The sequence below is a fragment of the Anoxybacillus sp. FSL W8-0382 genome (genome assembly GCF_038003845.1).
In the GTDB taxonomy this organism is placed as follows: domain Bacteria; phylum Bacillota; class Bacilli; order Bacillales; family Anoxybacillaceae; genus Anoxybacillus; species Anoxybacillus flavithermus_G.
In genome coordinates, this window is sequence record NZ_JBBOPX010000001.1 from 780915 (window position 1) to 801779 (window position 20865).

Annotated in this window: 21 protein-coding genes and 1 pseudogene; 20 read left to right on the forward strand and 2 right to left on the reverse strand. The window is 42.3% G+C overall.

Going from position 1 to position 20865, the window contains the following annotated elements:
- Positions 1-4 precede the first annotated feature (4 nt).
- From nadA to yajC, 12 genes are all read left to right on the forward strand, one after another.
- A complete protein-coding gene (nadA, locus tag NSS60_RS04105; protein ID WP_004889256.1) occupies positions 5-1108 on the forward strand; it encodes a quinolinate synthase NadA in 1104 nt (367 codons plus the stop codon).
- Between the two features lie 138 nt (positions 1109-1246).
- On the forward strand, positions 1247-2203 hold the full coding sequence (gene safA, locus NSS60_RS04110; protein ID WP_004889257.1) for a LysM peptidoglycan-binding domain-containing protein: 957 nt from the start codon (positions 1247-1249) through the stop codon (positions 2201-2203).
- A gap of 76 nt (positions 2204-2279) precedes the next feature.
- Complete coding sequence (gene nadE / locus NSS60_RS04115) at positions 2280-3020, forward strand: NAD(+) synthase (protein WP_340720660.1); 741 nt, start codon at positions 2280-2282, stop codon at positions 3018-3020.
- A gap of 78 nt (positions 3021-3098) precedes the next feature.
- Complete coding sequence (locus NSS60_RS04120) at positions 3099-3791, forward strand: YhcN/YlaJ family sporulation lipoprotein (RefSeq protein WP_088223703.1); 693 nt, start codon at positions 3099-3101, stop codon at positions 3789-3791.
- A gap of 84 nt (positions 3792-3875) precedes the next feature.
- Positions 3876-4613, forward strand: coding sequence for a YebC/PmpR family DNA-binding transcriptional regulator (locus NSS60_RS04125; RefSeq protein ID WP_004889261.1), 738 nt, complete (start codon positions 3876-3878; stop codon positions 4611-4613).
- A 49-nt stretch (positions 4614-4662) separates the two neighbouring features.
- Positions 4663-5133, forward strand: coding sequence for a BofC C-terminal domain-containing protein (locus NSS60_RS04130; protein WP_445290570.1), 471 nt, complete (start codon positions 4663-4665; stop codon positions 5131-5133).
- 122 nt (positions 5134-5255) lie between these two features.
- Positions 5256-5849 carry a Holliday junction branch migration protein RuvA gene (gene ruvA, locus NSS60_RS04135; RefSeq protein WP_004889264.1) on the forward strand — a complete coding sequence of 198 codons (594 nt, stop codon included), beginning with the start codon at positions 5256-5258 and terminating at the stop codon, positions 5847-5849.
- A 13-nt stretch (positions 5850-5862) separates the two neighbouring features.
- Positions 5863-6861, forward strand: a complete 999-nt coding sequence (gene ruvB / locus NSS60_RS04140; protein WP_004889266.1) for a Holliday junction branch migration DNA helicase RuvB — start codon at positions 5863-5865, stop codon at positions 6859-6861.
- Positions 6858-7064, forward strand: a complete 207-nt coding sequence (locus NSS60_RS04145) for a DUF2905 domain-containing protein (protein ID WP_004889267.1) — start codon at positions 6858-6860, stop codon at positions 7062-7064. The genes ruvB and NSS60_RS04145 overlap by 4 nt, the downstream gene beginning before the upstream one ends.
- Before the next feature lie 34 nt (positions 7065-7098).
- Positions 7099-8130 carry a tRNA preQ1(34) S-adenosylmethionine ribosyltransferase-isomerase QueA gene (gene queA, locus NSS60_RS04150; protein ID WP_004889269.1) on the forward strand — a complete coding sequence of 344 codons (1032 nt, stop codon included), beginning with the start codon at positions 7099-7101 and terminating at the stop codon, positions 8128-8130.
- A 20-nt stretch (positions 8131-8150) separates the two neighbouring features.
- Positions 8151-9290: a tRNA guanosine(34) transglycosylase Tgt gene (gene tgt / locus NSS60_RS04155; protein ID WP_004889270.1), complete on the forward strand. Its 1140-nt coding sequence runs from the start codon at positions 8151-8153 to the stop codon at positions 9288-9290.
- A gap of 14 nt (positions 9291-9304) precedes the next feature.
- Positions 9305-9568: a preprotein translocase subunit YajC gene (gene yajC, locus NSS60_RS04160; RefSeq protein ID WP_004889271.1), complete on the forward strand. Its 264-nt coding sequence runs from the start codon at positions 9305-9307 to the stop codon at positions 9566-9568.
- A 25-nt stretch (positions 9569-9593) separates the two neighbouring features.
- On the opposite strand, the gene NSS60_RS04165 is transcribed toward yajC, so the two are convergent.
- The gene (locus NSS60_RS04165) at positions 9594-9968 is read right to left on the reverse strand and encodes a TIGR04086 family membrane protein (protein ID WP_004889272.1); all 375 of its coding nucleotides are present in this window, start codon (positions 9966-9968) and stop codon (positions 9594-9596) included.
- A gap of 91 nt (positions 9969-10059) precedes the next feature.
- Between NSS60_RS04165 and NSS60_RS04170 the strand changes: the two genes are divergently transcribed.
- Positions 10060-10701, forward strand: a complete 642-nt coding sequence (locus tag NSS60_RS04170; protein WP_004889274.1) for a DUF421 domain-containing protein — start codon at positions 10060-10062, stop codon at positions 10699-10701.
- Here the strand turns inward: NSS60_RS04170 and spoVB are convergent, their stop codons facing one another.
- Entirely contained in the window at positions 10702-12225 is a 1524-nt protein-coding gene (spoVB, locus tag NSS60_RS04175; RefSeq protein WP_004889275.1) for a stage V sporulation protein B, read from the reverse strand.
- Positions 12226-12310: 85 nt separating this feature from the next.
- On the opposite strand from spoVB, the gene NSS60_RS04180 reads away from it, so the two are divergent.
- The 7 genes and pseudogenes from NSS60_RS04180 to dtd all read left to right on the forward strand — a co-directional run bounded on the left by NSS60_RS04180 (position 12311) and on the right by dtd (position 20859).
- The gene (locus NSS60_RS04180) at positions 12311-12589 is read left to right on the forward strand and encodes a post-transcriptional regulator (RefSeq protein ID WP_216366178.1); all 279 of its coding nucleotides are present in this window, start codon (positions 12311-12313) and stop codon (positions 12587-12589) included.
- Between the two features lie 95 nt (positions 12590-12684).
- On the forward strand, positions 12685-14931 hold the full coding sequence (secDF, locus tag NSS60_RS04185; RefSeq protein WP_004889278.1) for a protein translocase subunit SecDF: 2247 nt from the start codon (positions 12685-12687) through the stop codon (positions 14929-14931).
- Between the two features lies 1 nt (position 14932).
- Positions 14933-15214 (forward strand): annotated as a pseudogene (locus tag NSS60_RS04190) (cation transporter dimerization domain-containing protein); the annotation flags it as partial.
- A gap of 53 nt (positions 15215-15267) precedes the next feature.
- Positions 15268-17628, forward strand: a complete 2361-nt coding sequence (recJ, locus tag NSS60_RS04195; RefSeq protein ID WP_004889282.1) for a single-stranded-DNA-specific exonuclease RecJ — start codon at positions 15268-15270, stop codon at positions 17626-17628.
- Positions 17594-18106 (forward strand): adenine phosphoribosyltransferase, encoded by a 513-nt coding sequence (locus tag NSS60_RS04200; protein ID WP_004889284.1) that lies wholly within the window; start codon positions 17594-17596, stop codon positions 18104-18106. Before recJ ends, NSS60_RS04200 begins: the two co-directional genes overlap by 35 nt.
- Before the next feature lie 99 nt (positions 18107-18205).
- Positions 18206-20404, forward strand: a complete 2199-nt coding sequence (locus tag NSS60_RS04205; RefSeq protein WP_004889286.1) for a RelA/SpoT family protein — start codon at positions 18206-18208, stop codon at positions 20402-20404.
- 14 nt (positions 20405-20418) lie between these two features.
- Positions 20419-20859 carry a D-aminoacyl-tRNA deacylase gene (gene dtd / locus NSS60_RS04210; RefSeq protein ID WP_004889288.1) on the forward strand — a complete coding sequence of 147 codons (441 nt, stop codon included), beginning with the start codon at positions 20419-20421 and terminating at the stop codon, positions 20857-20859.
- Positions 20860-20865: the final 6 nt, after the last annotated feature.

Sequence of the window (20865 nt, forward strand, 5' to 3'; positions counted from 1 at the left end):
GACGATGAACGTATTACAATTAATGCAACAACATGATGCGATGCCAGAACAATATAAACAGTTGTCTGTCGAAGAGATGGAAAAGCGAGTAGCTGACGTAAAGCAACAGCTCGGTACACGATTATTTATTCCAGGACATCATTATCAAAAAGATGAAGTGATTCAATTTGCCGATGCGACCGGTGATTCATTACAATTAGCACAAGTTGCAGCGAAAAATAAAGATGCTGAATATATCGTATTTTGTGGTGTGCATTTTATGGCGGAGACGGCCGATATTTTAACGAGCGATGAACAAATCGTCATTTTGCCAGATATGCGTGCAGGCTGTTCGATGGCCGATATGGCAGAAATTGAACAAGTCGAACGGGCTTGGCCGCTATTGCAACAACGGTTTGGCGACACGATTTTACCGTTAACGTACGTCAACTCTACTGCTGCCATTAAAGCGTTCGTCGGTTTACACGGCGGCGCAACAGTCACATCATCAAACGCAAAAAAAATGGTCGCATGGGCGTTTACGCAAAAAGAACGTATTTTCTTTTTACCTGATCAACATTTAGGAAGAAATACAGCTTACGACCTCGGCGTCCCACTTGAACAAATGGCCGTATGGGATCCAACAACAAATACACTTGAATATGATGGTGATATGGAGCAAATCAAAGTGATTTTATGGAAAGGTCATTGCTCCGTTCATGAAAACTTTACGGTGAAGCATATCGAACATATTCGAAAAACGAAGCCAGATATGAAAATTATCGTCCATCCTGAATGCAGTTGGGAAGTTGTGCAACAGGCAGATGATGCAGGTTCAACAAAATATATCATTGAAACGATTGCAAACGCGCCGTCAGGGAGCAAATGGGCGATCGGAACTGAAATGAACTTAGTAAATCGCATCATCAAGCAACATCCAGATAAAGAAATTGTGTCATTAAATCCGTATATGTGTCCATGTTTAACGATGAATCGCATTGATTTACCGCATTTACTTTGGGCGCTTGAATCATTGCTTGAAGGAAAAGTCGTCAATCGCATTACTGTGCCAAAAGATGTAGCAGACGGGGCCATTTTGGCGCTTGAACGCATGTTAGCACGTGCATAAATGGATCGGCATTTTTTTGCCGGTCTTTTTTATTTTTATCATAAAAAAAGCTTTCTGTTCATAAGTTATGTTGAAGCCTAGTAGCGACAAGCTGAACATGACATACGTGTCACGTCTGAACATAGGAGGGGGAAACACGTGAAAATTCATATCGTCCAAAAAGGAGATACCCTTTGGAAAATTGCAGAGAAATACGGAGTTGATTTTGAAGAGCTAAAAAAAATGAACGCTCATTTAAGTGATCCAGACTACATTATGCCGGGCATGAAAATTAAAGTACCGACGCCAGTAACGCCAGTCAAGCCAGCAAAAAAAGAAACACAAAACGTTCAGCAACAACGAGTTTCTGTCGATGTAGATATTCATGTAAATAAAAAGGAACAACCATTACAACAACCGATCAATGTTGAACCAATTGCAAAAGAAGTTCCTATTGTAAAGGAACCGGTGAAGAAAGAGGAGCCGAAACAAGAAATGCCGCTTCTGCCGCCGAAGCCACCAAATATTATGCCAAATATGATGGAACATGACGATGACGTGCAAATGCCACCGTTTCCAGACATTCCACCAATTCCACCAACACAAGCGCCAATGATGGAAGAGAAGCCGCAGGAAGAGCAGCCGCAGCAGCCAATGCAACCACAACCTGTTCCGATGCCATTACCAATGCCGTGCATTCCTATTTCGCCAATGATGCCGGGATATGGATTTTATCCGTGGTTTCCGCCAATGTATCCAATGATGCCGTGGATATATCCACAAAACATGGCAAACAACGATGATTGCGGATGTGGTGAACCGAAACCGACACCATACATGCCACAAATGCCAACAGATGAATATTCTCAACAGTTGCAACCGATGATGCCGCAGATGCCAACAGGTGCAGGGGAGTATTCACAACAACCGCAACAAGCATCATATCCACAACAAATGTATGGTGAAAACGTGCCGATGATGCCACAGCAAATGTATATGCCACAACCAGCTATGCCATATGGTCCGTACGGATGGCAACAAGGGTGGCAGGGGCAACCGTATGGAATGAATCCATATTTTTCTGTTCCTTATCGTGAAGAAGAAGAGGGGCAATAATGTCGCCTCTTTTTCTTTCTGCTTTTTGTGTGATAAAATGAACATGATGATGCAAAAAAGAAAGGGATGTACATAGATGGAACAAAAAATTGAAAAACTAATTGCATGGCTTCGTGAACGCGTACAGGAAGCAGGGATGAACGGAGCGATTGTCGGGATTAGTGGCGGCATTGATTCTGCGGTCGTTGCCCATTTAATTAGGCGGGCATTTCCTAACAACTCGTTAGGGCTCATTATGCCATGTAAAAGTAACCCAAAAGATAAAGAACATGCATTAAAAGTTGTAGAAAGTTGCGGTATTGATTATTACGTCATCGACTTAACAGAAACACATCGCGTATTATTCGGTGAAATTGAGAAACAACTAAAAGAAAAGGGGCAATGGAACGGGCAAGCTGCGCGCCTTGGTGATGCGAATACACGTGCACGTCTGCGTATGACGACGTTGTATGCGGTCGCAAATAATTATGGTTACCTCGTCGTCGGGACGGATAATGCAGCGGAGTGGCATACAGGCTACTTTACAAAATACGGCGATGGTGGCGTTGATTTAGTCCCACTTGTTCATTTCACAAAAGGAGAAGTGCGTGAAATGGCTCGCATTCTCGGTGTACCTGAAGAAATTATTACGAAAGCCCCTAGCGCAGGTCTTTGGGAAGGACAGACAGACGAAAACGAAATGGGTACAACATACGACATGATTGACAAATATTTAAAAGGTGAGCCAATTCCAGAACGCGACCGCGAAATTATTGAACGGCTTCATGAACGTTCACATCATAAACGGCAATTAGCGATCGCTCCGCCAAAATTTTAACAGCGATAAAACTCCTTTTTTGCGTCAAGCTAATGATGTAGACGCATCGTCTACAAAAGCAAAAAGGGGGTTTTTCCTTTGCGGAAACGAATTGTAGCTTTCGGGGCAGTCATTGCGCTTAGCGGATTGGTTGCTTGTAATAATCAAGCGCTTGATACCCGCTATACTGACCGTACACGTCCGATTGGATATTACTCAAATGAAAACGACATGAATGGGTTTCAATACGGTCGTTACGGTACAGAGCGTTTAAATGGAAACGTTCGTCAAGTGCGTGACAATGATGGACCGATTACGGAAATGCTCGATCGTGGCATGGATCGAACACGAACACCGCAAGTGGATCGAAATTTTAGTCGCACCGATCGCAACTATCATGGACATTTAAATGCGATGGATGAACGCACGCGCCCGTCGTATTACCGTAATTATAACGGAGCGTTAGCTGAAAAAATTGCAAAACGAGCAGCGAACGTAGAAAACGTAAAAGATGCACGTGCCGTCGTCTCAGGTGACCGAGTTGTTGTTGCTGTATCGACGACAGAAAAAAATACAGCGCGCATCGAACGTCTCGTTCGTGAAGCGATCGCTCCATATACTGCGGGCAAAACCGTTCGTGTTGTGGCAAATGAAAGCATGTATAACCGCATTCGTACGCTAGATAATGACATTCGCGATGGTGGTCCGATGGATCAACTAGAGCGCGATATTCGCGATATATTTAACGATATGGGCGATATGATCGAACGGCCATTTATGAATCGCGGCTAAAGAACAGGGGCTCACCCCTGTTCTTTTTCATCTATTTTTGTTATAGTTTTTATGGACATTTTTCACATATGAGAGGGGATCCGAATGGCAGGACATTCTAAGTGGAAAAATATTCAACGGCGCAAAAATGCACAAGATGCGAAACGCGGAAAACTATTTATGAAGTTGGCAAAAGAAATTTATGTAGCGGCAAAGATGGGCGGTGGCGATCCAACAACAAACGCTACGTTGCGCCTTGCGATTGAAAAGGCAAAATCGGCGAACATGCCGAACGAAAATATTGAACGTGCCATTAAAAAAGCAACAGGAAATCAAGAACATACACATTACGAAGAAATTCGTTATGAAGGATATGGACCAGGTGGCGTAGCGGTCATGGTCATTTGCTTAACAGATAATAAAAATCGTACAGCCTCTAACGTTCGTGTCGCATTTTCAAAAAATGGCGGAAACTTAGGGGAAACGGGATGTGTTTCGTATTTATTTGATCGAAAAGGATTAATCGTTATCGCACGTGAAAATTTACATATCGATGAAGATGAGATGCTGTTACAAGCGATTGAAGCAGGGGCAGATGAAATGGAAACAACGGAAGATTCATTTGAAATTTATACATCCCCAGAACAGTTCGAACAAGTAAAAAATACGTTAGCTGCCCAAGGATTTACGTTTGCGACAGCCGAAATAACGATGATTCCGCAAACGTATACGACGTTAACGGGTGACGATTTAACGAAAATGTTAAAACTCATCGATATGCTTGAAGATGATGATGATGTGCAAGAAATTTACCATAATTTAGATGAATCGATGTTAGAATAACGGTCTTGCGATGGCAAGACCGTTTAATTTTGGAGAAAATGGTCAACATATGAATGAGGTGAGAACGATGAAGATTGTACTGACACTGTTGCTTAGTTTATTTTTTGCACAGAGTTCATCCTCTGTACAGATGACGGTCATTTTAGAAACGGTATATATGGATGGAGAGGTGAGCGAGGAAATACGCGAAGAAACGGTGGCGTCGATGAAAGATATATGGAACGAATATAAAGATTGGTATCTCATCGACATGGATGATGAACAAATTGTTTTTCAACGATATGTTGACGATTTATCTCCATTAACGAAAGCAGGGTATTTTGGTCTTACTGAAGATGGCACACTCTCGATTTTTGAAGGGAAGCCAGGTGAATCATCTCGCGTCATTCAATCGTTTTTTCAAATTGATGTGAAAAAACTCGAAAGTCACGAACGTGAAAAGCTGAAAAAAGGCATTTCTGTTCGTTCAAAAAGGAATTATAAACGGGTCATCGAAGCGTATGAGCCGTTCGGAAAATAAGTCCGCGAATGAGAGCGGGCTTTTTTTATGTCCAACGTTCAAACATATGCGTTTCGGCTCGCGCTTTCCGCTTTTCTTATATTATGCTAAAATGAAGAGCGTGAGAAAAGGAGGACGCGGCGTTGATTGAATTTATTCGTGGATATGTCGATTACGTTTGCCCGGAATATGTTGTCATCGAAAATAACGGAGTAGGCTATCAAATTTTTACTCCCAATCCGTTTTCATTTCAAATGAACAAACAGCAACAAATTGTTGTATATACATATCAGTACGTGCGTGAAGATGTGCTTGCGCTCTACGGTTTTCATACTCGCCAAGAGCGAACGTTATTTGCTAAACTATTGCAAGTATCGGGCATCGGACCAAAGGGGGCGCTTGCCATTTTAGCAGCTGGTCAGCTTGAGCAACTTGTTGAAGCGATTGAAGCAGAAAACGATCAGTTTTTATGTAAGTTTCCAGGTGTCGGGAAGAAGACGGCGCGGCAAATGATTTTAGATTTAAAAGGAAAACTGCAAGCCATTGTACCTGATGCTTTCCCGAATTTATTTACAGAGCCAGTTGAAGAAATAAACGCGCTTTCCGAAGCGCTTGAAGCATTAAAGGCGCTCGGCTATGCGGAAAAAGAAATTCAAAAAGTGATGCCAATTTTAAAACAAGAGCAGCTATCGACAGAAGGATATATTAAGCTTGCTTTACAAAAACTATTGAAGTAAGGGAGGATGCACGATGGAAGAGCGTCTCATTTCAGGCGCAGCTGACTACGACGATGCATCGCTTGAGTATAGTCTTCGCCCTAAACAGCTGCGAGAATATATCGGACAGCAAAAAGTGAAAGAAAACTTAACGGTTTTTATTGAAGCGGCGAAAATGCGCGGGGAGACGCTTGATCACGTGTTGTTGTACGGTCCACCAGGGCTTGGAAAAACAACGCTTGCTGCGATTATCGCAAACGAAATGGGGGTACAATTGCGTACAACAGCGGGACCAGCGATTGAGCGGCCCGGTGATTTAGCTGCGATTTTAACGGCACTTGAGCCGGGGGATGTGCTATTCATTGATGAAATTCATCGTCTGCCGCGCGCGGTAGAAGAAGTGTTATATCCTGCAATGGAAGATTTCTGTTTAGATATTGTCATCGGTAAAGGACCAGCTGCTCGTTCTGTCCGCCTCGATTTACCACCATTTACGCTCGTAGGGGCAACAACAAGATCTGGGGCGCTTTCTTCCCCGCTGCGTGACCGCTTTGGCGTTTTGAGCCGATTAGAGTACTACACGCCAGAAGAGCTTGCTCATATCGTGAAGCGAACCGCGCACATTTTTGCAGTACAAATCGAAGAAGAAGCAGCATTTGAAATTGCTCGTCGTTCACGAGGAACACCGCGCATTGCGAACCGATTGTTGCGACGTGTACGCGATTTTGCCCAAGTGCGCGGTGATGGGACGATCACGTTTCTTTTAGCGAATGAGGCGCTCGAACAATTGCAAGTCGATCGATTAGGATTAGATCATCTTGACCATAAACTATTAAAAAGTATGATGGAAAAATTTCGCGGTGGGCCTGTCGGATTAGAAACGATTGCCGCAACGATTGGGGAAGAAGCACAAACGATTGAAGACGTATATGAACCGTATTTGTTACAAATCGGTTTTTTACAACGAACACCGCGTGGACGAATCGTTACACAGCTTGCATACCATCATTTTGGGATGGAGGTGCCGCAATGACGAACCTACCAAAAACAATTATGCTTATTGGCGTCGTTCTTATCATCGTCGGTTTTTTGATGCAATTTGTGAAACTTGGTCGATTACCAGGAGACATCGTCATTAAAAAAGAAAATGCAACATTTTATTTTCCGATTATGACATCAATCATTTTAAGTGTCGTTTTATCGCTTATTTTTTATGTGATTGGTCGTTTTCGTTAATGTAGTAATTGCAACAAAGGAGAGGAACGTACGCATGAAAGTAGACTTATTTGATTTTTATTTACCAGAAGAACTCATTGCACAAACCCCGCTTCCGAATCGTGAAGCATCACGCCTTATGGTGCTCGATAAAAAAACAGGCGAAGTGACACATGAGCCAACATTTCGTTCTATTTTATCGTATTTGAAAGAAGGCGATTGTCTTGTTTTAAACGATACGCGCGTATTGCCAGCCCGACTATATGGGGAAAAAGAAGAAACAGGGGCGCATATCGAAGTGCTTTTATTGAAACAGCTCGATGGCGATCAATGGGAGACGCTTGTCAAGCCAGCGAAGCGTGTAAAAGTTGGAACGATCATCTCATTTGGTGACGGTCGTTTACGTGCGGAATGTGTCGCGGAGCTCGAACATGGTGGACGCATTCTTTCGTTTTCGTATGATGGTATTTTTCTTGAAGTGCTTGAGTCGCTTGGCGAAATGCCGCTTCCTCCTTACATTAAAGCACAACTTCATGACCGCGAACGATATCAAACGGTTTATGCTCGTGAAGCAGGATCAGCTGCGGCTCCGACAGCAGGGTTACATTTTACAGAGCAACTTCTTGAAGATGTACGGAAAAAAGGGGTACATCTCGCCTTCATTACGTTGCACGTCGGATTAGGGACGTTTCGTCCTGTGAATGTAGAAAACATTGAAGAACATGATATGCATGCAGAGTTTTATCAAATGTCAGAACAAACTGCGCAATTGCTGAACGATGTGAAAGCGCAAGGCGGACGTATTATCGCTGTTGGGACGACTTCAACACGTACGCTTGAGACGATTGCATCCCGTCACGATGGAACGTTTGTCGCTGAAAGCGGTTGGACGGACATTTTTATTTATCCGGGTTATACGTTTCGTGCAATTGACGGCATGATTACAAATTTCCATTTGCCAAAGTCGACGCTCATTATGCTCGTTAGTGCGCTAGCAGGTCGAGAGCATGTGTTGCGCGCTTATGAAGAAGCAGTAAGAGAGCGTTATCGGTTTTTTAGCTTTGGCGATGCAATGCTCATTATATAAGTTGAGAAAGGGGACTATACGTGACACCAATCCGATACGAGCTCATTAAAACATGTAAACAAACGGGGGCGCGCCTCGGTATTCTTCATACGCCACACGGCTCGTTTGAAACGCCGATGTTTATGCCTGTCGGTACACTTGCGACGGTCAAGACGCTTTCTCCGGAGGAATTAAAAGAAATGGGAGCTGGCGTCATTTTAAGTAACACATATCATTTATGGCTTCGACCGGGGCATGAGATCGTCAAAGAAGCAGGCGGGCTCCATTCCTTTATGAATTGGGATCGCGGTATTTTAACGGACTCTGGTGGATTTCAAGTATTTAGTTTAAGTGAGTTTCGCCGCATTGAAGAAGAGGGTGTATATTTCCGAAATCATTTAAACGGTGATAAATTATTTTTATCACCAGAAAAGGCGATGGAAATTCAAAATGCGCTTGGATCTGATATTATGATGGCGTTTGACGAATGTCCACCGTATCCTGCTACGTATGAGTATATGAAGCGGTCAGTTGAGCGAACGAGCCGTTGGGCGGAGCGATGCTTAAAAGCGCATCAGCGTCCGAATGAGCAAGGACTATTCGGCATTGTGCAAGGCGGGGAGTTTGGAGATTTGCGCAAACAAAGCGCGCAAGATTTAGTGTCGCTCGATTTCCCAGGATATGCAGTCGGCGGCTTGTCCGTTGGTGAACCGAAAGAAGTAATGAATCGGGTGTTAGAGTTTACAACGCCGCTATTACCAGCGAATAAACCGCGTTATTTAATGGGAGTTGGCTCGCCAGATTCTCTCATCGATGGGGCGATTCGCGGTATCGATATGTTTGACTGCGTACTACCGACGCGCATTGGTCGCAATGGGACAGTGATGACAAGCGAAGGTCGCGTCGTCATTAAAAACGCCAAATATGCGCGCGATTTTACACCGCTTGACCCGAATTGCGATTGTTATACTTGCCGTAATTATACAAGGGCGTATATTCGTCATTTAATTAAATGCGATGAGACATTCGGTATTCGCCTAACCTCTTACCATAATGTGTACTTTTTGATAAAATTAATGGAGCAAGTGCGACAAGCGATTCGCGAAGATCGCCTTGGCGATTTCCGAGAACAGTTTTTTGAACAATACGGTTTCAATAAGCCGAACGCGAAAAACTTTTAGAAAGGGGTGAAAATATGGAGACGTTAGCAAGCTTATTACCGCTTATTTTATTCTTTGCGCTTTTTTACTTTTTGCTTATCCGCCCGCAACAAAAACGCCAAAAGGCTGTTCAACAAATGCAGGAAAATTTGCAAAAAGGAGACAAAGTCATTACGATTGGCGGATTGCATGGCATCATCGATTCACTTGATGAAAATACGGTCGTTATTCGCGCGGGCGATGGTTCGCGCCTTACATACGATCGTGCGGCTATTCGTGAAGTCGTCAATGAAAAATAAGACAGGTTTGTTGCCTGTCTTATTTTTATGCGCTTCGTGAGCGAGATGTCGCTACGTTGACGCCGATCATTCCGCCAATGATGGCTGTGATGAGAAATCCTGCATGGTATCCCCATTGTTCGGGCGAAAACATTTGATTCATTCCAAGAAATTGGAATAAAAAAATGATGGTTGTAAAAATGACACCCGTTGCCCCGCCAAGCAGCCAGCCGCGAACCTTTCCTTTCCCCCCCGCTATCAATCCACCAAAAAATAACGATAAAAATGCGAGAACGTGCATGACCCACCGTAACGATGTTTCATCATAACTTGTCAACTTCAACAAAAGAGCGAATATAAAGCTGCATATGATAGCGCTTATAAAAATTGTTATAACCCCATAAAAAATGGCACGAATCATTCGTAACCCTCCTTCCTGCATTTAGTACAAACATATTCCATTGTCCATTTGTTTAGAATAAAAAACGTACGAATAAACGGGGGGAGTCAAATTGGAGTATGTAACGATCATTTTACGCACGTTATTGTTGTATGTCGTCATTTTATTTATTTTTCGGCTCATGGGCAAACGGGAGATCGGTGAGTTAAGCATTTTAGATTTAGTTGTTTTTATTATGATCGGCGAAATGGCGGTCATTGCGATTGAACAGCCGAAAGATCCGATTTTCCACACGCTTGTTCCGATGATTGTATTGACGATCGCTCAAATTGCATTTGCTTTTTTTTCTTTAAAAAGCGAAACATTTCGCCGTCTCGTTGACGGGTCACCGACAGTCATTATTAACAACGGAAAAATTGATGAAAAAGCGATGCGGAAACAACGATACAACTTTGATGATTTGCTTATTCAATTGCGTGAAAAAAATATTAAAAACATTGCCGATGTTGAATTTGCGATTTTAGAGCCATCTGGCAAACTGTCCGTATTTACAAAAGAAAAAAAGAAAACACCGTCTTTAGCGTTGCCGCTTATTAAAGACGGTGTCATTCAAGAGGAGCATTTGGCGCTTATCAATCAAACGTGCGACTGGTTAATCGAGCAACTGAAGAAGCGCGGATATGAACGAATCGATCACATTTCGTATTGTACACATGAAAACGGAACATTTTATATTGACGAAAAGAATGAATAATTAGCGGAATAGCTGACGAAATTCATCTTTTTGAATTAAACGAAACAATCGCGCAAGAACGATATATATGGCCGTCATGATGATGATTGCGACAATCGTTTTGATAGGCAATGAAAAAGGCAAAAGCGGAACGAGCACATGTCCAATTGTTGCGACGGAAACGATGATAATCAAATGAGCGACATATTGTCTCACATACAAAGAAAGTGAAATCGCTTTAACGATCGTAGCAGCGTGTAACAATGTCACAATCATAATGCCGACCGTAATCGCTAGGGCTGCCCCCATAATGCCAAGCGACGGTTGGGAAGCAAGCCAAAAAATGAGCGCTGTTTTTATTATTGCTCCGATGAAGCTATTGATCATTGCCTCTTTCGCTAAGTCGAGTGCCTGCAATACAGCTTGCAGTGGGCCTTGCAAGTAATAAAAGATGAAAAACGGAGCCATCACTTTCACAAAAATTGCAGCTCCATTCGCACCATACATCAATTGCATTATTTCTTCCGCCAATACGTACAACACAACAATCGATAGCCCTCCAGCTAAAAGGGATAGCCGCACAGCTTGATGTAAGCGATACTCGATGAGGCGATGTTGCTTTTGAGCAGCCGCTTCGCTAATGGCGGGAACGAGCGAAGTGGCGAGTGCATAAGTAATAAATGATGGAAGCATTAAAAGCGGTAGCGCATATCCTGTCAGTTCTCCGTATTGTTTTGTTGCATGGACTGTAGTTATTCCAGCAAGCGCTAAACTTTGTGCTACAACGATCGGTTCAAAAAACCAGGCGATTGATCCAATCATTCGGCTCCCAAGCGTAGGTACAGCAATGCGCATAAGTGAAACGAACGTATCCTTTCCTTCCTTTACGTAAGCGAAAAAGCGATAACGAATGCGAATCGGCTTTTTTCGTTTAAATGTAATAAATAAATAAACGAGCGATACAAACTCACCAACGACCGAAGAAACCATCGCCCCTGCTGCTGCATATTCGATGCCGTACGGCAAAAAAGCGGTTGTAAAAGCAGCGATAAGCGTGATGCGGACCGCTTGTTCAAGCAATTGAGAATACGCATATGGTTTCATTTGCTGTCTTCCTTGAAAATATCCACGCAAAACGGAAGATACAGCGACGATTGGGACGACTGGTGCAATGGCAACGAGCGGATAATAAACGCGCGCATCTGTAAATAACGTTTGAGAAAGAACAGGCGCAATGGCAAGTAGAGCTGGAAAAAAGATCATACTTAAAACAATTGTAATGGATAAAGACACGACTAATATTTTTTTTACTTTTCTTTTGTCACCTAAAGCTTCTGCTTCCGCAACGAGCTTAGAAATGGCGACAGGGAGGCCGAACTGTGTAATCGTAATGGCTAATACAAGTGTCGGAACTGCCATCATATATAAACCGACGCCTTCTTCACCAATGAGACGAGCTACGACGATGCGATTAATAAAACCGAGTATGCGCGTCAACAATCCTGCAACAATTAAAATGATCGTTCCTTTCAAAAATTTTGACATGTTCCTCCCTACCTTCTCAAATGAGGTCATCTTTTATACAATGAAATATATGCACATGTTGGCCAAGCATGACAAAATGGGGGAGATGAATGTGGATCGAAAACAATTAATGCCAGCGCTACAAAGTAAAGTAGATGAACTAAAATTGCTCGGTTATGAGCAAGCGACGATTGAAGATGTATGGAATTGTTTGATGGTGAAAAAATGGAAAAAAAACAAAGAAGAAAAGCGGCTGTTTGAACTTGTTAACGACATTTTATCATTGCGTGCAAGTGATTACATGGCATATGTCGTTCAAAAGGAACAAAAACATGATCATTGGTTTACAGAAGAAGGGCTCTCCGAGTTAGAACAATTGTTTTAATTGTTCGTTTGGAAATTGACAGAAAGTGTACTGTCATTCATAATTTGTTTTGTTGGTAAAAATTCTGGCAGCTGCCAGAATAGAGGAGGATTTATATGGTAAAACGTAGTCGCATCATTGCTTTTTTCCTTCTTGTCGTTTTACTAGGCGGCATGATGGGATTAACAGCAGAGAAAATTGTGAAAAATATTAAGCTCGGCCTAGACTTGCAAGGTGGTTTCGAAATTTTATACGAAGTGAAGCCGACAAAAGAAGGAGAAAAAATTACGAAAGATGTATTGCTTAGCACAGTGAGTGCGTTAAATAAACGCATTAACGTGCTCGGAGTGAGCGAACCGCGCATTGATGTCGAAGGAAACAATCGTATTCGCGTTCAATTAGCAGGTGTGAAAGACCAAAATAAGGCCCGTGAAATTTTATCGACGGAAGCAAAATTAACGTTTCGTGACGTGCATGATAACGTGTTAATGGACGGAAGCGACCTCGTTGAAGGGGGCGCGAAACAAACGTTTGACGATAAAGGGAAACCAAGCGTTGCAATTCAATTAAAAGACGCCAACAAGTTTAAAGAAGTGACACAAAAAGTATTAAGTATGGCACCGAACAACGTGCTTGTCATTTGGCTCGATTTCGAAGAAGGTGTTGACTCATACGCAAAAGAAGTAGGAAAAGAGCATCCGAAGTTTATTTCGGCAGCACAAGTGAACGAAGTGTTCAACCAGACAGATGTTTCAATCGTTGGAAATTTCACTGTTGAAGAAGCAAAACAATTAGCTGATTTATTAAACGCAGGAGCGCTCCCTGTTGAGTTAAAAGAAATTTATTCAACATCGGTCGGTGCCCAGTTCGGTGAACAAGCGCTACAAGAAACCATTTTAGCAGGAATTATTGGCGTTGCGCTCATCTTCATATTTATGATTGTTTTTTATCGCTTGCCAGGAATTGTGGCAGTAATCACGCTAAGCATATACATTTATCTCATTTTGCTCATTTTTGACTGGATGAACGGTGTACTGACATTGCCAGGGATTGCCGCTCTTATTCTCGGCGTCGGCATGGCAGTCGATGCTAACATCATTACATATGAGCGAATAAAAGATGAATTAAAGCTCGGAAAGTCGCTTATGTCAGCATATCGCATCGGAAATCGCGGTTCTTTCGGAACGATTTTAGATGCGAACATTACAACGATCATCGCTGGTGTTGTGTTGTTTGCATATGGGACGAGCTCGGTAAAAGGATTTGCGACGATGCTCATCATCAGCATTTTAGCGAGCTTTATTACTGCAATATACGGTACGCGCTTATTGCTTGGCTTGCTTGTGAAAAGCCGCCTATTCGATAAAAAACCGCACTATTTTGGCGTCAATCCGAAAGACATATTAGATATTGCGAAAGTGACAGATGACACAGACGTGCCGACAAAGTTTGAACGGCTCGATTTTGTAAAACGAAGCAAACTATTTTTCGCTATTTCAGGAGCACTTACTATTATTGGAGTCGTATTGCTGTTGACAGCAAAATTAAATTTAGGCATTGACTTTTCAAGTGGGACGCGCGTCGATTTAATGAGCAAAAAGCCGCTTACAATTGAAGAAGTGAAGGACGAATTAAATGAATTACATTTAGAGCCAAAAGATGTCGTGCTGTCTGGAAATAACAACGACATGGCGATCGTTCGTTTTCTCGGGGTACTTGATCAAAAAGAAATTTCAAAGTTAAAATCGCATTTTAAAGAAAAATACGGGGTAGAACCGAACGTAAGCGTAGTGTCGCCGACAGTCGGAAAAGAATTAGCGCGCAATGCATTTATCGCCGTTTTAATTGCTTCTGTTGGCATTATTATTTATGTAACTGTTCGCTTTGAAATGTATATGGCGCTTGCCGCTATTATTGCGCTATTGCATGACGCTTTTCTGGTCGTTGCTTTCTTCAGTTTAACTCGTTTAGAAGTCGATTTAACGTTTATTGCTGCGGTGTTAACGATTATTGGTTATTCGATTAACGATACGATCGTTACATTTGACCGTATTCGCCATATCATGAAAAAACGAAAAGTGAAAACAGTCGATGATTTAAAAGATATCGTGAACAAAGCATTGCAACAAACATTTACTCGCTCCATTAATACGGTATTAACTGTTATTTTTACCGTTATTGCGCTGTTGATTTTCGGAAGCGATTCGATTCGCAATTTCAATTTAGCTTTATTAGTCGGGCTTGTTTGTGGTGTTTACTCTTCGCTATTTATTGCTTCACAACTATGGGTTGTTTGGAAAGCAAAACAATTGAAAACAGGAACACAAAAACGCGACCAACTAGAAGCAGAACCAGAAGTATAACGTCAATGCGTACGAGCATCGTTCAGATGTGTTCTCATCGATTGCTGCATGCATTGGTATTGTTGCCGAGATGTTAGGTGAAACATTATATGCACCATGGCTCGTTTATGCAGATCCCGTTGCAGGGCTATTCGTTTCGCTTCTCGTTTTAAAAATTGCTGTGTCACCACATTTAACAGTTTTAGAAGCGCATGAGATCGGGAAAAGAGTGAAAGAAAAGCTACTGACGTTTCCGCAAGTGCATAATGTGATGGTGCATATTAATCCGTACGATGAACAATGAATTGCCCCTCAGCCTATTGTTTTGTATAATAAAAAGGTTGAGGGGTGAATGACATGTTAGCATCGAAAACCCGTTGGAATATTCAACAAGTAAACGAGCAACAAGTGCAAATGATTGCGCAAGCGCTACATATCACTCCGCTCGTTGCTTCATTGCTTGTTAGCCGCGGCTACCATACCGTTGAAGCCGCTCGTTCTTTTTTTGAGCGAAAGCAATCATTTCACTCACCATTTTTATTAAACGATATGGAAAAAGCGGTTGAGCGAATAGAGAAAGCGATTACAAACGATGAACATATTCTCATTTTCGGTGACTATGATGCCGATGGAGTAAGCAGTACAGTCGTCATGGTCAGCGCATTACGAGAAAAAGGAGCGAATGTGTCTTTTTACATTCCGAATCGTTTTACGGAAGGATACGGACCAAATGAACAAGCGTTTCGACTAGCAAAACAACAAGGTGTTTCGCTTATCATTACAGTCGATACAGGCATTTCTGCTTTACATGAAGCCAACGTAGCGAAACAGCTTGGGATCGATTTAATTATTACCGATCATCATGAACCTGGTCCGGTACTACCGGAAGCGTACGCAACGATCCATCCGAAAATAAGTCCGAATTATCCGTTTAAACATTTAGCTGGCGTCGGCGTAGCATTTAAGCTTGCTCATGCGCTTATCGGGCGCGTGCCGTATGAATGGTTGGACGTTGTTGCAATCGGGACAATTGCCGATCTCGTTCCGCTTCAAGACGAAAACCATTTACTCGCTCGGTTGGGCATTGAACAATTTCGTCAAACGAACCGTCCCGGTTTACAGGCACTTTGTAAACAATGTGGCGTATCACATACAGCTGTGACAGAAGATACGATTGCTTTCATGATCGGTCCGCGCGTTAATGCCGCCGGACGTCTCGATTGCGCTGATCCAGCTGTTCAGCTGTTGTTGACGACAGATGCACACGAAGCGGACATGCTAGCGGAGCAAATTGATGCAATGAACCGCGAACGTCAACAACTTGTTAACGAGATAACCGAAGAAGCGATTCAACTTGTCGAGCAACATTATAGAGATGATCGTGTATTAGTTGTGGCGAAAGAAGGATGGAATGTCGGTGTTATTGGCATTGTGGCATCTCGTTTAGTCGAAAAGTTTTACCGTCCGACGATCGTGTTAAGCATTGATCAAGAAAAAGGAATAGCCAAAGGATCAGCGCGAAGTATTGAGGGATTTGACTTATTTGCGAACTTGTCAAACTGTCGCGATATTTTGCCACATTTTGGAGGGCATCCGATGGCGGCCGGAATGACGCTTTCTTTTCATGATGTAGATGAATTACGTCGTCGCCTAAACGAAGCAGCGGAGCAACAATTAACGGACGAACATTTCATTCCTATCACTCACATCGATTTATGTTGCTCCATCCCAGACGTTTCGCTTGAACTTATCGAACAAATGAATCGGCTTGCACCATTTGGAATGGGGAATCCGAAGCCACGTGTCCTTTTCCAACATGTGCAACTCGATACGTTGCGAAAAATTGGAACGGATCAAAACCACTTAAAATTGTTGTTAACGGAAGATGGAAAAACGTTAGAAGCGATCGGATTCGGTTTTGGCAACATCGGTGACGAAATTGCACCGGACGTTCATCTTTCGGTCGTAGGAGAACTTGCTATTAACGAATGGAACAACTTTCGAAAGCCACAGTTAATGATTCAAGATATAGCAGTGAATGAGTGGCAATTGTTTGATATGCGTCATATTCGTCATCCAAGTAAGTTCATGGCGTCGCTACCGAAAGAAAAGCGGTTATTGATCGCTTTTCATCGCGACACAGTAGACGCATTGCAATTGTCGGCATATGCAGATGAAATTGTATATGTGTCGAACGAACAAGAAGCGATAATTGATGTAAGTGGAAAGTATATTGTTTTTCTTGATTTGCCTCCGTCACAGCAAATCGTTAAAGTTTTATTAAGTTGTAGTTTACCCGAACGCATTTATGCGTTATTCTATCAAAGGGAGAATCACTTCTTTAGCGTATTGCCAACGCGTGAACATTTTAAGTGGTTATATTCATTTTTGCATAAGCGTAGTCCGTTTGATGTGCGACGTTACGCTGATGACTTAGCTCGCTCGCGCGGATGGACAAAAGAAACGATTTTGTTTATGATTCAAGTGTTTAAAGAACTTGGCTTTATAACTGTTGAAAACGGAATCGTTTCTTTAGTTTGCGATGTCCAAAAACGGGATTTAACGGAATCGCCTTCTTACCGACTGAAACAAGCGCAGGCAGAGCTCGAGCATATGTTTTTATACTCATCTTATTCCCAACTGAAACGTTGGTTTGATTCATTGTATGAGGAGGAAAATGTCAATGGATTTAAAACAATACGTCACGATTGTTCCTGATTTCCCAAAACCAGGAATTCAATTTAAAGATATTACAACGATTATGGACAAAGGGGAAGTATATAAATACGCGACGGATCAAATTGTCAACTACGCACGTGAAAAGAAAATTGATGTCGTTGTTGGACCAGAAGCGCGTGGTTTTATTATCGGTTGTCCAGTTGCTTATGCGCTCGGCGTTGGATTTGTCCCTGTCCGTAAAGAAGGAAAATTACCTCGCGAAGTCATTCGTGTCGAATACGGTTTAGAATACGGCAAGGACGTATTAACGATGCATAAAGATGCGATTAAGCCAGGACAGCGCGTTCTTATTACAGACGACTTGCTAGCGACAGGTGGCACGATTGAAGCGACGATTAAGCTCGTTGAACAGCTCGGCGGCATTGTCGCTGGGATTGCATTTTTAATTGAATTAACATATTTAGAAGGTCGCGAAAAATTAAAAGGATACGATATTTTGACGCTAATGCAATTTTAATGAAGGAGGGGCAAAACGCTCCTCTTTTTCGCATCATTGCTCTTTACATTTGAAAAAATTTTCAAGATAATATTGTAAATACGAATAAAAGGTGATTGCATGGCAAATGAACAAGTATTAACGGCGGAACAAGTGATTGAAAAGGCGAGCCGTTATTTGTCGAAAGACGACGTACAGTTTATTGAACGGGCATATGAATTTGCGAAAGAAGCGCATCGTGAGCAATATCGGAAGTCTGGGGAGCCGTATATTATTCATCCAATTCAAGTGGCAGGGATTTTAGTCGATTTAGAAATGGACCCTGCGACAATTGCGGCTGGATTTTTACATGATGTCGTTGAAGATACACATGTGACGAAAGAAGATTTAGAAAGAGAATTTGGAAAAGAAGTAGCGATGCTCGTTGATGGTGTAACGAAGCTCGGAAAAATTAAATATAAATCGCATGAAGAACAACAAGCAGAAAATCATCGCAAAATGTTTTTAGCGATGGCGCAAGATATACGAGTCATTTTAATTAAGTTGGCGGACCGTTTGCACAACATGCGCACATTAAAACATTTGCCGATCGAAAAACAACGCCGGATTGCGAATGAGACGCTTGAAATTTTTGCTCCGCTTGCCCATCGGCTTGGAATTTCAAAAATTAAATGGGAGCTTGAAGATACAGCGCTCCGTTATTTAAATCCGCAACAATATTATCGCATCGTCAATTTGATGAAGAAAAAGCGGGCAGAACGTGAGCAATATTTAGAAGAAGTCATCCAAGAAATGCGTGCACGGTTACAGGAAGTCGGGATTCAGGCCGAAATTTCTGGACGTCCAAAACATATTTACAGCATTTATCGGAAAATGGTTTTGCAAAATAAGCAATTTAACGAAATTTACGATTTGCTTGCTGTGCGCATCATCGTCGAAAGCATTAAAGACTGTTATGCGGTACTCGGGATCATTCACACATGTTGGAAGCCGATGCCTGGGCGTTTTAAAGATTATATTGCCATGCCGAAGCCAAATATGTATCAATCGCTTCATACGACCGTTGTCGGACCAAAAGGCGAACCGCTTGAAGTGCAAATTCGGACGTTTGAGATGCATCATATTGCGGAATTTGGAATTGCTGCCCATTGGGCGTATAAAGAAGGAAAGACGATTCGACCGAATACGTTTGAAGAAAAACTAGCATGGTTTCGCGAAATTGTTGAGTGGCAAAACGAAACGAACAACGCAGAAGAGTTTGTCGAAACGTTGAAAATGGATTTATTTTCCGATATGGTGTTTGTTTTTACTCCAAAAGGTGATGTCATTGAGCTTCCAGCCGGTTCGGTGCCGATTGATTTTGCGTATCGCATTCACTCAGAAATCGGAAATAAAACAATTGGAGCAAAAGTGAACGGAAAAATGGTTCCGCTCGATCATCCTCTTCAAACGGGAGACATCGTTGAGATTTTGACGTCCAATCATTCATATGGTCCAAGTCAGGATTGGTTAAAAATCGCCCAAACATCACATGCGAAAAATAAAATTCGCCAATTTTTCAAAAAGCAACGCCGTGAAGAAAACGTTGAAAAAGGAAAAGAGCTTGTCGAAAAAGAAATTCGCAACATGGGTTTTGATGTCAAAGAAGTGCTCACTGTTGAAAATATGAAACGGGTAGCGGAAAAATTTAATTTTGCTAACGAAGAAGATATGTATGCTGCTGTTGGATATAACGGCATTACCGCTGCTCAAGTCGCGCATCGTTTAACTGAAAAGTGGCGAAAACAACGCGATTTAGAAGAACAGGCGAAACGCTTGTCGGACATGCTCCAAGAGGCGAAAACCATCACACCAATGAAAAAACGCGATTTTGGTGTATGCGTGGAAGGAGTAGACAATTTACTTATTCGTTTGTCACGTTGTTGTAATCCGGTGCCTGGCGATGAAATTATCGGTTTTATTACAAAAGGACGTGGCGTTTCTGTTCATCGTGCCGATTGCCCGAACGTGCTTGTTGAAGAAGCAAAAGAGCGACTTATTCCTGTGCAGTGGGAGAGTGGGGCAAACTGTCAACGGGAATATACAGTCGACATCGAAATTACTGGATATGATCGACGTGGCTTGCTGAACGAAGTGTTGCAAGCTGTCAATGAGACGAAAACGAACATTTCTGCTGTATCTGGAAGAACGGATCATCGTAATAAAATGGCGACCATTCATATGACGATTTTTATTCATAATGTCAGTCATTTGCAAAAAGTGGTGGAGCGCATTAAACAAATTCCAGATATTTATTCAGTTAGACGGATCATGAATTAGAAAGGGTTGTCGCCATGAGAGTTGTCGTTCAACGCGCAAAAGATGCAAAAGTCACAGTAGCTGGTGAAGTAGTCGGAGAAATTGATTTTGGGCTTGTTTTGCTAGTTGGCATTACGCATGATGATACGGAGGAAGATGCAGCATTTGTTGCCGATAAAATTGCTCATTTGCGCATATTTGAAGATGAACACGGAAAAATGAACGTATCCCTTTTAGATGTTGGTGGAGCGATTTTATCAATTTCGCAATTTACGCTGTACGGAGACTGTCGCAAAGGAAGAAGACCGAACTTTATGGATGCAGCAAAACCAGAACACGCGAAACACATTTATGAGGCGTTTAATGAACAATTGCGTCAAAAAGGAATTCGTGTAGAAACAGGTGTATTTGGTGCGATGATGGATGTAACGTTGACGAACGTCGGTCCTGTGACGCTCATCGTTGAAAGCAAATAAAAACCG